Here is a 13,049-nt window from a genome sequence, read left to right as displayed (position 1 = left end):
ACAGTCCAATTTTTCAAACCCGATTTTTTAGGCAAAATCTAGGAATGAGAAATCACTGCTATCCAACAGAGGTTTATTGCTCAGAACCGCAAATTGTCCTCCAGTTCCTAATCCAGCAACTGCGCCATCAGCATTATAGAAAAGATTGCCGGTAGAAGTATTGTAAACAAGGAAAGCACTGCTACCTCCTGCCAGAGCGACTTCAGTCGCACTATCGGCAGTAATTGTGGCAAATTCACTGCTAATAATGCTATTACTCATGGTTAATGAATTAAATAAACTATGTGATAACAGGATGAGATCGCTGCCTTTTGTAAAGTCGGTTATGGTATCTATACTTAAATCACTAAAGTTAGCCACCCCACTAAAGCCGAAAAAGTCTACCCCTTCACCGCCTGTAAGTTGGTCGTTGCCTTGACCACCCAACAGGAAATCATTTCCTGTTCCCCCCGAAAGGATATCATTACCAGCATAACCAGTAAGGGTATTATTGCCACTATTCCCAGTGATACTGTTATTGAGAGCGTTTCCAGTGCCGTTGATGTTGGCTGTACCAGCTAACGTAAGATTTTCTAGATTATTTCCTAAGATGTAGTTAACGGTAGCTATAACCGTATCTGTGCCTTCGTTGAGATTTTCTGTAACTACATCACCAACATCATCAACGATGTAAATATCATCACCTAAACCGCCCAGCAATGTATCAACTCCCACACCTCCGTCAAGTGTGTCATTACCGGCATAACCAGTAAGGGTATTATTGCCACTATTGCCTATGAGAATGTTATCGGAAAAACTTCCTGTGCCGTTGATGTTAGCTGTACCTACTAAAGTAAGATTTTCTACGGTACTTCCCAAGGTATAACTAATGGAAGCTATAACTGTATCTATACCTTGATTCCTAATTTCTATGACTACATCCCCAACATTATCGACAACATAAGTGTCATTGCCAGCACCTCCTCTGAGGGTATCACTTCCGGCTTTTCCATCGAGAATGTTATTACCGCTACTACCTGTGATCTGGTTATTCAGGCTGTTTCCTGTTCCATTAATGTTACTGGCATTTGTTAACGTCAAGTTTTCCAGATGATCGCTTAAGGTGTAAGAAATAGAGGAGTAAACTATATCTGTACCTTCGTTGAGGTTTTCATAAATTTGATCTCCAACGTCGTCAACATAATAGCTATCATCCCCCAATCCCCCGATCATGGTATCGTTACCCAGCCCACCATCAAGGATATCATTGCCAGTATCCCCCGTTAGACTATCATTGCCACCGTTTCCATAGAGACTGTCATCGCCTGCACCTCCTTGAAAAGTATCATTACTGTTATCACCAGCAAGAAAATCTTTGTAGGGCGTTCCCACAATATTCAGTCCCTCGAAGTTGAGGTAGTAAAAGAAAAGATGACTACCTCCACTATAAAGAGGATAAATATAAGTAGAAATACTGCCAATACCTAGATTATTAACACCAATTGTAGAACCAGTTGCTGTGCTATAGTCTGCGTATAAAATATCGATTCCCGCACCACCATCAATAGTACCGCCAAAGATATAATTTGTGACATTGAAGATATCATTGCCACTGCCTGTATAAATTTGACTGATTCGCTCTAAATCTTTAACAGTGGTATTAATGTCTCCAGTTAAGTTGACACTGGTAGCGGTCAAGTTTAATGTCCAATTGTTGGTTGTATTCTGTAAATACAGAATGAGATTATCTAGACCTTCTCCCCCATCTAGGCTATCTCCTATACCACCTTTTAGGGTGTCATTTCCTCCACCCCCTTGTAAGAAATCACTTCCTCCCGCACCATCTAAATCATCGTTTCCTTCACCCCCTTGTAAAATATCACTTCCATCACCAGCACCACCGTACAAAACATCATTGCCTGCACCGCCAATTATTAAATCACTTCCTTCTCCACCACCGACAACATCGTTTCCACCTCCACCATCAAGGGTGTCATTCCCACCAAGCCCTTCAATGTAATCATCTCCAGCCGTTCCTATAATGATGTTAGGCTCTTCATTTCCTACTAAACTTGCCATTTCTACAGCAATGCTTACCCCATTCAGGCTAATGACTGCTTGATCATTTTCTGCCTTCAACTGCTTTAACTCTGTCTCTGACAGACTCTCCTCCATCACCAATGCTGAGAAGATGCGTCCTTCATCTCCATCACTATCATTGCTACCATTTAAAACCCTGTCTATATAATGGCCATATTCCTCTAAAATCAACCCAGCTAACCATTGAATATTGCTGATTTGCTGTAAATACTCATAAGCTAGATAAATGATGCCTGTTTCTGCACTGTAAGCACCAATCGCTCCATTTAGTTCAGATTGATAGTGAATTTCTAAAAGTGGAAATCCACGAAAGTCACCATTTATCCAGCTTGTCTTTAAGCTATCAGTTTCAGAGTTGGGGTGAAAAGCTAATGCAATTTTAGAGGCAAATTCAGTGTCATTAGCAAAGCTTTGTAATCTAGATTGACTTAATGAAATTGCCATCTGTAAGACGGTCAAAAGTGATGTTTTAAGTTCTAGGGAATTGGCGGTCAAAGATAAAATCGCAGTCATAAAGTCTCAAAAATCAAGAATGTAAATCTCACTCTTTCTTCTTAACAAGGGAATTGATAAAATTTATGCGCCTTATCTCTCCTTTCCTTTTTGTCTTATGTCCAGCATGATGATCAAAAACCTATACTACTCCCAACTCCCAGGTTACTGAGCGCAGCCGAAGTACACTCCCCATATTTCTTAATCCCTCGAACTCACGTAATATTTAAGTTGTAGCTGACCATCTAGAGGTTTAACGTGGATACCATTGCTATACCTGCTCTCGATCGCCCAGTGGATGCCACGGTAGAAATTCCTGGTTCTAAAAGTATTACTAATCGGGCGTTACTTGTTGCTGCTTTGGCACAAGGCGACTCAATTTTAGAAAATGCCTTATTTAGTGAAGACAGTGAATATTTTGCCAAATGTGTCGAAAATTTGGGCATTCCCATCACCTTAAATCCTGATTTAGCACAGATGCAAGTGTCAGGCAAAGGAGGGGAAATTCCCGCAACCCAGGCGGATTTATTTGTCGGTTTAGCAGGTACAGCCGCACGGTTTATCTCAGCTTTGGTGGTACTCGGTAAGGGAGAATATCGCTTAGATGGTGTACCGAGAATGCGGGAAAGGCCAATGGGCGATATGTTAACAGTCTTCCAAACAGGCGGAACCACCGTTAACTTTGAGGGTAATGCTGGCTATATGCCCTACACTATTTACGGTCAGCAATTTGCTGGTGGACATATTCGCATCAAAGCCAATCAAACTAGTCAACAACTTTCAGCCCTGTTAATGATTGCGCCTTATGCTCAACAAGACACAATTATTGAAGTGGAAGGCACACTAGTTTCTCAATCTTACGTGAAAATGACTTGTCGCCTCATGGCAGATTTTGGCGTAGGGGTGAATCAAGTTGGCGACAATCAATTTCATATCAAAGCGGGACAGCGTTACCAACCGCGACATTACACCATAGAACCGGATGCTTCTAATGCGTCTTACTTTTTTGCTGCGGCTGCTGTGACTGGTGGACGGGTGCGAGTTAAGTATTTAACCAAGCAATCTTATCAAGGTGATATTCTGTGGCTGAATGTGCTGGAACAGATGGGTTGTCAAGTGCGTGAGGCTGATGATTATATTGAATTGACTGGGCCAGAACAATTACAGGGTATTGATATTGATATGAATGATATATCTGACCTTGTACAAACATTAGGAGCGATCGCGCCTTTTGCCAACTCACCCGTTACCATCCGTAATGTCGAACATATCCGCTACAAAGAAACTGAACGTATCCGCGCTGTAGTGACAGAATTGCGTCGCTTGGGTGTGAAGGTTGAAGAATTCCCCGATGGCTTAAAAGTTGAACCCAGCCCCATTACACCAGCTGCTATTGAAACTTATCACGATCATCGTATGGCAATGGCATTTGCTGTCACAGGCTTAAAGGTTCCCGGAATTGTAATTCAAGATCCCGGTTGTACAGCCAAAACTTTCCCTGACTACTTCACCCGCTTCTTTAAAATGATTGAACAATAGCTGGCTAATATTCAGTTCCTACCTTAATCTTAACGATAAGTATTCACGCAATTTTATAGGAGTTGCATCATGTCTAACATTCGTGAAGAAATGCCAGTACTCGCCCGTCATGAAGGCAATTGGGTAGGAACTTATACACTAGTAGATACGGAAGGCAAAATTTTAGATAAACATGAATCTCATTTAAGCTGTCAGTTCCCCGATGATAGTCCTTATTCTTACTACCAAATTAATCGCTATACTTGGGCTGACGGTAAACAAGAAGAACATAAATTTCCCGGAACCTATCGTGATAAGATTCTCTACTTTGATACAGAACGGATTGAAGGCAAATCCTGGGAAATAGATGATTCTACTTTAATTTTGTGGTTTTCTTATAAGACAGTTCCAGCCGCATATTTGTATGAAATGATTCAAATTAGCCCAGATAATAATCATCGCGCCCGCACATGGCATTGGTTTAAAAATCATCAAATCTATCAACGTACCTTAATTCAAGAACAAAGAGTTAGATAGTCATTTAAAAAGTCAAAAATAGTTTCTAGCTAAGAGGATGTTTTAAAAGTCCTATTGTTGGTAGTCAAACATTTTCGATCCCCCTAAATCCCCCTTAAAAAGGGGGACTTGAAGAAACTCTTAGCCCCCTTAAAAAGGGGGGTTGGGGGGATCTGGAAGAGCCAATAAACACAACGAACAAATTTTAAAATAAACTCTAAGGTGCGTTAACGTAGTGTAACGAACTATTTTATGACATAATAGATAGTTCATTATATTTAAATCTATAACTTACGGATATGGCCAAAACTGACAAAATTAACTTTTCTACTCCTAGCGGTTTCCCAGAATTTTTACCTAGTGAAAAACGCTTGGAATTATATTTACTAGATACCATCCGTAGAGTGTATGAAAGCTATGGATTTACCCCCATAGAAACCCCAGCCGTTGAAAGGTTAGAAGTATTACAAGCTAAGGGTAATCAAGGCGACAATATTATTTATGGTATTGACCCAATTTTACCGCCTAATCGCCAAGCCGAAAGAGATAAAGCAGGCGAAACTGGTTCAGAAGCACGGGCTTTAAAATTTGACCAAACTGTTCCCTTAGCAGCCTATATTGCCCGTCACTTAAATGAATTAACTTTCCCATTTGCCCGTTATCAAATGGATGTAGTATTTCGGGGAGAACGCGCCAAAGATGGACGTTTCCGACAATTTCGTCAATGTGATATCGATGTAATTGCACGGCGGGAACTCAGCTTATTATATGACGCGCAAATGCCAGCAATTATCACCGAGATATTTGAAGCAGTTAACATTGGTGACTTTTTAATTCGCATCAATAACCGCAAAATATTAACTGGCTTTTTCCAGTCATTAGGCATTGCCGAAACTCAAATTAAAACCTGTATTAGTATTATTGATAATCTAGAAAAAATTGGCGAAACGAAAGTCAAACAAGAATTAGAAAAAGAAGGTATATCAGCAGAAAATACACAGAAGATTATTGATTTTATCAAAATTGATGGCAATGTTGATGAAGTATTAGATAAACTTAAACACCTCTCACAAAACTTACCAACAGCCGAACAATTTAGTTTAGGGGTTACTGAATTAGAAACAGTAATTACAGGTGTGCGTAACTTGGGAGTTCCCGATAAAAGGTTTTGTATTGATTTAGCGATCGCCCGTGGTTTAAATTACTATACAGGCACAGTCTACGAAACAACTCTCATCGGCCATGAAGCTTTAGGTAGTATTTGTTCTGGCGGCAGATATGAAGAATTAGTGGGGATGTTTATCGGCGAGAAAATGCCAGGAGTTGGTATTTCTATCGGCTTAACTCGTTTAATTAGTAGATTACTCAAAGCTGGTATTTTAAAAACTTTACCTGCAACACCAGCGCAAGTAGCAGTAGTCAATATGCAAGAAGATTTAATGCCGACTTATTTAAAAGTATCCCAACAGTTACGCCAAGCTGGTATTAATGTCATTACCAACTTTGAAAAACGCCCATTAGGTAAACAATTCCAAGCCGCCGATAAACAAGGAATTAGATTTTGTGTAATCATCGGTGCTGATGAAGCCACCGCCCAAAAATCATCACTCAAAGATTTGCAAACAGGTGAACAAATAGAAGTAACACTAGCAGATTTAGCTGGAGAAATTAAACATAGATTAGAGATTTGATTAAACGTTGAATTAACAGTGCAATTAATCATTTTTATTGGGATACAGGCAAGCGGAAAATCAACCTTCTACAGTCAACGGTTTTCTGATACTCACATCAGAATCAACCTCGATATGCTCAAAACTAGACACCGAGAAAAGCGATTGATAGAAACTTGTCTGGAAATTGGTCAATCATTTGTTGTAGATAATACAAATCCTACACCTGAAGAGCGAGAACGCTACATTTTGTTAGCCAAGAATCAAGGATTTCGGATTACTGGCTATTATTTTGAATCAAAAATTGCCGATTCAATTCAACGTAATCAAAATCGCAAACCGGAACAGCAGGTACCAGATAAAGGTATTAGAGGAACACACTCAAGGCTGATACTTCCTCGGTATGAAGAAGGTTTTGACGAACTCTATTATGTTCGGTTAATACCAAAAGGAGAGTTTGCTGTACAGGAGTGGCTGAATGAAGTTTGAAGAGTTAGACACAAGACTGAGAATTTTTGAAACAGCCCACGATTTATGCGTATTGCCAGGGCTATTTATGGTTGCTCGAATTGATGGACGTAACTTTACTCGCTTGACAAAGGAAGCTCACAAATTTGAAGCTCCCTTTGATGCTCAATTTCGAGATTACATGGTATCTACAGTAGAACACCTAATGAATTGTGGATTCCGGATCATTTATGGCTATACGCAAAGTGACGAAATCTCACTTCTATTCCACCGAGATGAGGAAAGTTTTAGTCGCAAATTGCGGAAACTCAACTCTATTTTGGCAGGAGAGGCAAGTGCAAAGCTTTCACTGCTACTCAATAGCATTGCCGCTTTTGATTGTCGAGTGTCACAACTTCCTACCTTAAATCTAGTAGTCGATTACTTTCGCTGGCGGAATGAAGACGCTCATCGCAATGCCTTAAATGCTCACTGTTACTGGATGCTACGCAAAGCAGGTGAAAGTGCTGGAGCCGCTACAGAAAAGCTTGATAGGCTTTCAGTCAGTGATAAAAATGAATTACTTTACCAGCAAGCAAACATCAATTTTAATAACTTACCTAATTGGCAGAAACGAGGTATAGGACTATATTGGGAATCCTATCAAAAGGAAGCAACCAATCCTCAAACGGGAGAGAAAGTCTTGGCGATGAGAAGACGTATCAAAGTTGATATGGATTTGGCGACGAAAGATGATTACAGTAAATTTGTCCAGGATATTGTACTGCGGGAGCATCCTGATCTTGAATTTAGGAAGCTAGAGAATTAAATTGGCCTGTCTAGGCTAAAATAGTGCATTATACGGGAAAAATTAACCGCAGATGAACACGTATGAACGCGGATAAAATAGGTTTTTTAATGCAACATCTTAGTCTAATCACGCCACTATATATCTGTTCAAAAATCAAATATGAGTCATATATCTAGATTGCTGTATGTGGTGTCAGTAAAGGTTTTACATAGAAGTATTTACTTCTGGGTAGAGATCATAATTTCAACTGAATGATTAATCATAAATCTAATGGATAAAGAAGTATTAAAAGAAGCTCTGCAAATTGACTATCGATTACGCTCTACCTTTTTTTACAGAAAGTTATATGAATTGGGTTTTAATAGCTTCTTAACTGAAATTGACAAATTAATCGAACTGTCAGATAACTTTAATTGGGAATCTAGACACAACTGGGGAATTTCTGAAACTGCTTGGAATATTTTGGAACATAGTGGTATCCCTAAAATTTCTGTATTTGCTCACCCTAGAGTGCTTCAAGAACAACCAAAACTTTCTAGCTACTATCGAAGTGTTGCAGTTCTTCCACAGAAAGCTGCTAAAAAATTAGCTTTTTCCAGCATTGATTCTATCGAAGAAGGAAAGGGAAAGTTATCCCAAGATAAAGCATTAATCCTCTGTCAACTTTACAATTCGCATTCAAGCCTAATTATTGAAAGCACTAATGAATATAGTCAGACTGATATGCACGCGTTAATGTATGCGTCTGCTGGCGCACAAATTAATGGTTCTTGGTTAAATAAAATTGGAGAAGAAGCAGAATTATTAACAAGACGAATTCTGATTCGCTCTCTACTGGAGGAAAATTATATTGTTGCTGCAATTCTCAAAGATGGTTCTTCGAGGTTAGATGCTGAATATTTAGAAGATTTAGTGGATAAAGTCGATTTACTTTCTGGCGTGCGTCTGAACAATCAAACTAGTATTCTGTTTTCTAGTGAACCTGACTTATCGCTATTAAATTCTGCTGGTGAAGCAGTTGCAGTTATTGAGGTAAAGGGTGGAAAAGATACAGCAGGTGCGTTAGAGAGATATGGTGCTGCTAAAAAGAGTTTTGAAGAAGCTAGAAGAATTAACTCTAATGTAGTTACAATACTTCTCGCAAGCTGTATAACTGATGAAGTTCATCGACGTTTACAAAATGATGAAGCTGTTAATCATGTTTATAATTTAACACAAATTGTTACTAGTGAAGAAACGAGATATCGTTTTGCTGCTAATGTACTTAAGTATATAGACATCAATATAGAAACTCATAATATTCAACAGAGCAATTCTGAACAAATTCAAAAAAAAAAGTAGAAAAATTGAGTCTTTCACTTGAGTTTGATTCTAAATTTGACTCTAACTTAAAAGTCATCAATTTTTCTCATGAACAGGTTTGTAATGATTCAGCTAGACTTGATTTAGAAGAACGATATTCTGAACTTCTAGAAGAAACTGATGAGTTTAATCGTCAGTTAGTAAGTTACCAGGGAAATAAAGGAGAAATTGCTCATGGGTGGATTCGATATAAGGAAGGATTTTCATTTAAATTAGTTGAAACTTTAATCAAACAATTTGGGATTAAACAGAAAGATACAATACTAGAACCTTTTTGTGGTTCTGGCACAACTTTACTGGTATGCAAAGCTTTAGGAATTAATGCTTTAGGTTTTGAAATACTTCCTGTATGCCATTTAATGTGGGAAGCTAAATCTTATCTTGAAGACTACGATATTGAAGAATTAACTCATCTATTTGAGAAATTGAGCAACACTATACCTACTAAAACAGAATTTGCTTTCCCTCATATCACTATTACTAGAGATGCGTTTTCTCAAGCAACAGAAAATGATTTAATGTTCTTCATTAATTGGATTAATACTCAAAAAGTATCAAAACAAACAAAAGTTTTATATCAACTGTTAATAACTAGCGTTTTAGAAGAAGTTAGTTACACAAGAAAGGATGGTCAATATTTAAGATGGGATTATCGCTCTCAGAAAGTTCAACAGAGAAATCAAGTAAGAATTGCTCAAGATAAAATACCTGTCAAGCAGTTTGATAAAGGAGCAATACCAACCGTTAAAGAAGCTTTACTGCGGATATTTAAAAAAGTAATTCTGGATATAAAATCACTAAAATACACTTTACCAAGTGACAGTTTTCAGAATGTGATAAATGGTAGTGTGCTTGAAAATTTGCCAAAGTATGAAAGTGAGCAATTCTCTGGTGTCATTACGTCACCACCCTATTGCAATAGATATGATTATACAAGGACTTATGCTTTGGAACTGGCATATTTAGGCACAGATGATTTAGATATTCGTAAACTCAGACAAAATCAGCTATGCTGTACTGTTGAAAATCGCTCTAAATTAGATAAACTTGAACAAATTTATCAAGATATAGGTAGAATAGATAACTTTAAAGCCATTTGCAAAATTATTACAGGTAATAGTGTTTTCCAAGAAATCAATTCGGCTTTAAAAGTTAGACAGGAACGTGGAGAAATTAATAACCCCGGTATATTATCTATGGTAGAAGGTTATTTTTATGAATTAACTTTTTTATTTGCTGAGATATTTAGAACTTGTAAAAAAGGTGCTTACGTTGCTTTTGTTAATGACAATGTACGCTATGGTGGAGAAATTATACCTGTTGATATGCTGTGTACTGAAATAGCTGAGGCTATTGGTTTTGTCCCAGAAAAAATATATGTTTTACCCCAACGGAAGGGCAATAGTAGTCAACAAATGAAGCGATTTGGTAAAGAATCACTGCGTAAAAGTATTACGATTTGGAGAAAGCCTGAGAAAATATAAAAAGACGGAACTGTATTAGATTAAAATTCTCGCAAGAGTCTACCACAGCCATAAACTTGATCGTGAATGTCATTTTGGCGTAGGGCGTACCACCAAGTAGCGGCGTTGACAGCAATTACTGGTTTAGCGATCGCTCGCTCCATTTCATCCGCCAATCGGAGCATACTTAAATTAGTCCCCATCTGTACAATTGCCTCTACATCATCGCCATCAAGTTCCTGAAGATGTATTCTTAAAGTATTTTCAGATACCTCTGCAATGGAAATAGCCGTAGGACAACGGAGACTTTTAAGGCGAACAACTTCTATACCAATGTCACTAAAAAAGCGGCGGATTCTTTCATCAGCTACAGCTTGGTAAGGGGTAATGACAGCGATTTTCTTTACTTGCAAGGCTGTCAGTGCTACCTGATATGCCGAAGCACAAGAAGCCACCTTGATACCAGCATAATCTTCAACTCGCTTGATAAACTCGATGTTGCCTGTTTTACCTTCCCAAAAAGTTTCCGCACTCATCGCCATAATTAGGTAATCGACACCCGCAGTCATCACCCGATCAATTGCCGAAAACATTTCTTGGGCGATCGCCTCCAAAAGCTGTACCATCTTTTCATCACTACTCAAATCCTGGTTCCTCAGATAAATCCGCGATGTATGAGAAGTTACCCCAGGCACAGCCATTGTATGAAAATCAGGTTCGACAATCGTATTTGTACTAGGCGCAAGCACGCCAAATTTTTTTCGCCATCCTAACGCATCTGTCATTGTTCACTACTCAGTACATAAAAGATTGACTGTAGCTTATGGTAGTTTAAAGTTACGGCATATTATTGCAATATGTAAACTTTACTTCATGACTGGAGAGCAGAACCTTGGGTATAGAACTACGCAGTTTCGTATTTCTTGACAGCTTGCAGCCGCAACACGCAGCTTATATGGGAACAGTAGCTCAAGGTTTCTTACCCTTACCAGGAGACACATCATTGTGGATTGAAATTTCTCCTGGGATTGAAATCAATAAAATTACTGATGTCGCCTTAAAATCTGCCTCTGTTCGTCCCGGAGTCCAAGTAGTTGAGCGATTATACGGTTTATTAGAAGTTCATTCTGGTTCCCAAGGAGAAACACGCACCGCAGGTCAAGCCATTTTGGATTTGTTAGGAGTTAAGCGTGAAGAATGTCTCAAACCGCGTGTTGTGTCTAGTCAAATTATCCGTAATATTGACGCTTACCAAACACAACTAATCAATCGTACCCGTCGCGGACAATTGCTATTAGCGGGACAAACTTTATATGTCTTAGAAGTGGAACCTGCTGCTTATGCTGCATTAGCCGCTAACGAAGCCGAAAAAGCGGCGGCGATTAATATTTTAGAGGTACAAGCTGTAGGAAGTTTTGGCAGGTTGTATTTAGGTGGACAAGAACAAGATATTCTAGCAGGAGCGAGGGGAGCGTTAACCGCAATTGAAAGTGTAGCTGGTCGGACAAATCCCAATAGTGGCCGCCAGGAGTAAAGGAGAGAAAATGGCAAATCAAGAGCATCTGGTTTTACTGAGAGCCGGTGCAGTTACCTGGAGCGAATGGAGACAGAAAAATCCGCAAATTCAACCAGACCTCAGTGCTGCGAACTTACAAAAAGATAACCTCAGAGGCGCAAATCTTTCTCAAGTCAACTTGACCAAAGCAGATTTGAGTCAGGCTTTACTGGTACGTGCAAATCTGAACGGTGCAGATTTTAGTGGCGCAAATCTGGAACAAACCAAGCTCATTGAAGCCAACTTAAGTGGTGCTAACTTAAGTGTGGCTAACTTAAAGGGTGCAACGCTAACCCAGGCAAATTTGAGTCATGCCAACTTGATTGGTGCGGATTTAAGTGAAGCAAATTTGAAAGAAGCTGCGATCGCCCATGCTATCCTAATCGGCACAGACCTCAAAGATGCTAACCTCAAAAGTGCTGATTTGGGTGCAGCCAAACTCATCCGCGCTAACCTCGCCTACGCTAACTTGATTGAAGCCAACTTAATTGCAGCCGATCTCAGTAAAGCCAACCTCTACAAAGCAGATTTAATTGGGGCTTATCTGTACAAAACAGATTTACATAATGCGAATCTCAGTCATGCTTACTTAGTTAGTGCCTATATGTTGCAAGCTAACCTCAGTGAAGCTGATTTAACAGGTGCAAACTTAAGCTGGGCAAATCTGCAAGGCGCAAACTTGGCTGGTGCTAATTTAACTGGTGCTAATCTCATCGGTACTAAACTGCGCGGCGCAAATCTTATCGGCGCTAATCTTGAGGATGCAATTTTACCTGAAGTATGTCGTTAATCTTTTGATAGGGAGTAGGAAAGAAGCCTTGGGAATGATGCTAGAGAGACGAGGGAGACAAAGTAGACAAGGGAGATGAGGGAGACAAGGGGGACTTTCAAGGGTAGGGATGGGAGGATGGTGAAGAAATCTTTCCCCCCACACTCCCCACACTCCCCACACTCCCCACACTCCCCACACCCCCCACACTCCCCACACTTCCCACACTCCCCACACCCATACGTGAGAGCTATATTGACATCCTCCCACCACTAATTCGGGGTACCGAATATAGTGGGGGATTCCAAGAATCACTTCTTGGGTTTCCTCTTTCCACGAGTTGACTTGCTTGAAGGAGTTACCTCAC

The 13,049-nt window shown here is 39.5% G+C and carries 11 protein-coding genes; 9 read left to right on the top strand and 2 right to left on the bottom strand.

Going from position 1 to position 13,049, the window contains the following annotated elements:
* Nucleotides 1-27: 27 nt before the first annotated feature.
* Nucleotides 28-2,592 carry a calcium-binding protein gene (locus H6G79_RS37485; protein ID WP_277877358.1) on the bottom strand — a complete coding sequence of 855 codons (2,565 nt, stop codon included), beginning with the start codon at nucleotides 2,590-2,592 and terminating at the stop codon, nucleotides 28-30.
* Between the two features lie 237 nt (nucleotides 2,593-2,829).
* On the opposite strand from H6G79_RS37485, the gene aroA reads away from it, so the two are divergent.
* The 7 genes from aroA (at nucleotide 2,830) to H6G79_RS27600 (ending at nucleotide 10,379) form a co-directional block, all read left to right on the top strand.
* Nucleotides 2,830-4,110, top strand: coding sequence for a 3-phosphoshikimate 1-carboxyvinyltransferase (aroA, locus tag H6G79_RS27630; protein WP_190592591.1), 1,281 nt, complete (start codon nucleotides 2,830-2,832; stop codon nucleotides 4,108-4,110).
* A gap of 69 nt (nucleotides 4,111-4,179) precedes the next feature.
* Nucleotides 4,180-4,626, top strand: coding sequence for a DUF3598 family protein (locus H6G79_RS27625; protein ID WP_190592590.1), 447 nt, complete (start codon nucleotides 4,180-4,182; stop codon nucleotides 4,624-4,626).
* Nucleotides 4,627-4,904: 278 nt separating this feature from the next.
* Nucleotides 4,905-6,296, top strand: a complete 1,392-nt coding sequence (gene hisS, locus H6G79_RS27620) for a histidine--tRNA ligase (RefSeq protein WP_190592589.1) — start codon at nucleotides 4,905-4,907, stop codon at nucleotides 6,294-6,296.
* An 18-nt stretch (nucleotides 6,297-6,314) separates the two neighbouring features.
* Nucleotides 6,315-6,764, top strand: a complete 450-nt coding sequence (locus tag H6G79_RS27615) for an ATP-binding protein (protein WP_190592588.1) — start codon at nucleotides 6,315-6,317, stop codon at nucleotides 6,762-6,764.
* Nucleotides 6,754-7,551 (top strand): tRNA(His) guanylyltransferase Thg1 family protein, encoded by a 798-nt coding sequence (locus tag H6G79_RS27610; RefSeq protein WP_190592587.1) that lies wholly within the window; start codon nucleotides 6,754-6,756, stop codon nucleotides 7,549-7,551. The genes H6G79_RS27615 and H6G79_RS27610 overlap by 11 nt, the downstream gene beginning before the upstream one ends.
* Before the next feature lie 252 nt (nucleotides 7,552-7,803).
* Nucleotides 7,804-8,874, top strand: a complete 1,071-nt coding sequence (locus H6G79_RS27605; RefSeq protein ID WP_190592586.1) for an XcyI family restriction endonuclease — start codon at nucleotides 7,804-7,806, stop codon at nucleotides 8,872-8,874.
* Nucleotides 8,875-8,879: 5 nt separating this feature from the next.
* Nucleotides 8,880-10,379 (top strand): DNA methyltransferase, encoded by a 1,500-nt coding sequence (locus H6G79_RS27600; protein WP_190592585.1) that lies wholly within the window; start codon nucleotides 8,880-8,882, stop codon nucleotides 10,377-10,379.
* Between the two features lie 20 nt (nucleotides 10,380-10,399).
* On the opposite strand, the gene H6G79_RS27595 is transcribed toward H6G79_RS27600, so the two are convergent.
* Complete coding sequence (locus H6G79_RS27595) at nucleotides 10,400-11,143, bottom strand: arylmalonate decarboxylase (protein ID WP_190592584.1); 744 nt, start codon at nucleotides 11,141-11,143, stop codon at nucleotides 10,400-10,402.
* Between the two features lie 107 nt (nucleotides 11,144-11,250).
* Here H6G79_RS27595 and H6G79_RS27590 point away from each other — a divergent pair, with 107 nt between their 5' ends.
* Together H6G79_RS27590 and H6G79_RS27585 are read left to right on the top strand one after the other, a co-directional pair.
* Nucleotides 11,251-11,892, top strand: coding sequence for a hypothetical protein (locus tag H6G79_RS27590; protein ID WP_190592583.1), 642 nt, complete (start codon nucleotides 11,251-11,253; stop codon nucleotides 11,890-11,892).
* Nucleotides 11,893-11,902: 10 nt separating this feature from the next.
* Nucleotides 11,903-12,703, top strand: coding sequence for a pentapeptide repeat-containing protein (locus tag H6G79_RS27585; protein ID WP_190592582.1), 801 nt, complete (start codon nucleotides 11,903-11,905; stop codon nucleotides 12,701-12,703).
* Nucleotides 12,704-13,049: the final 346 nt, after the last annotated feature.

The organism is Anabaena sp. FACHB-83 (assembly GCF_014697485.1).
GTDB lineage: Bacteria > Cyanobacteriota > Cyanobacteriia > Cyanobacteriales > Nostocaceae > Nostoc_B.
This window is presented reverse-complemented; position numbering and strand designations above follow the sequence as displayed.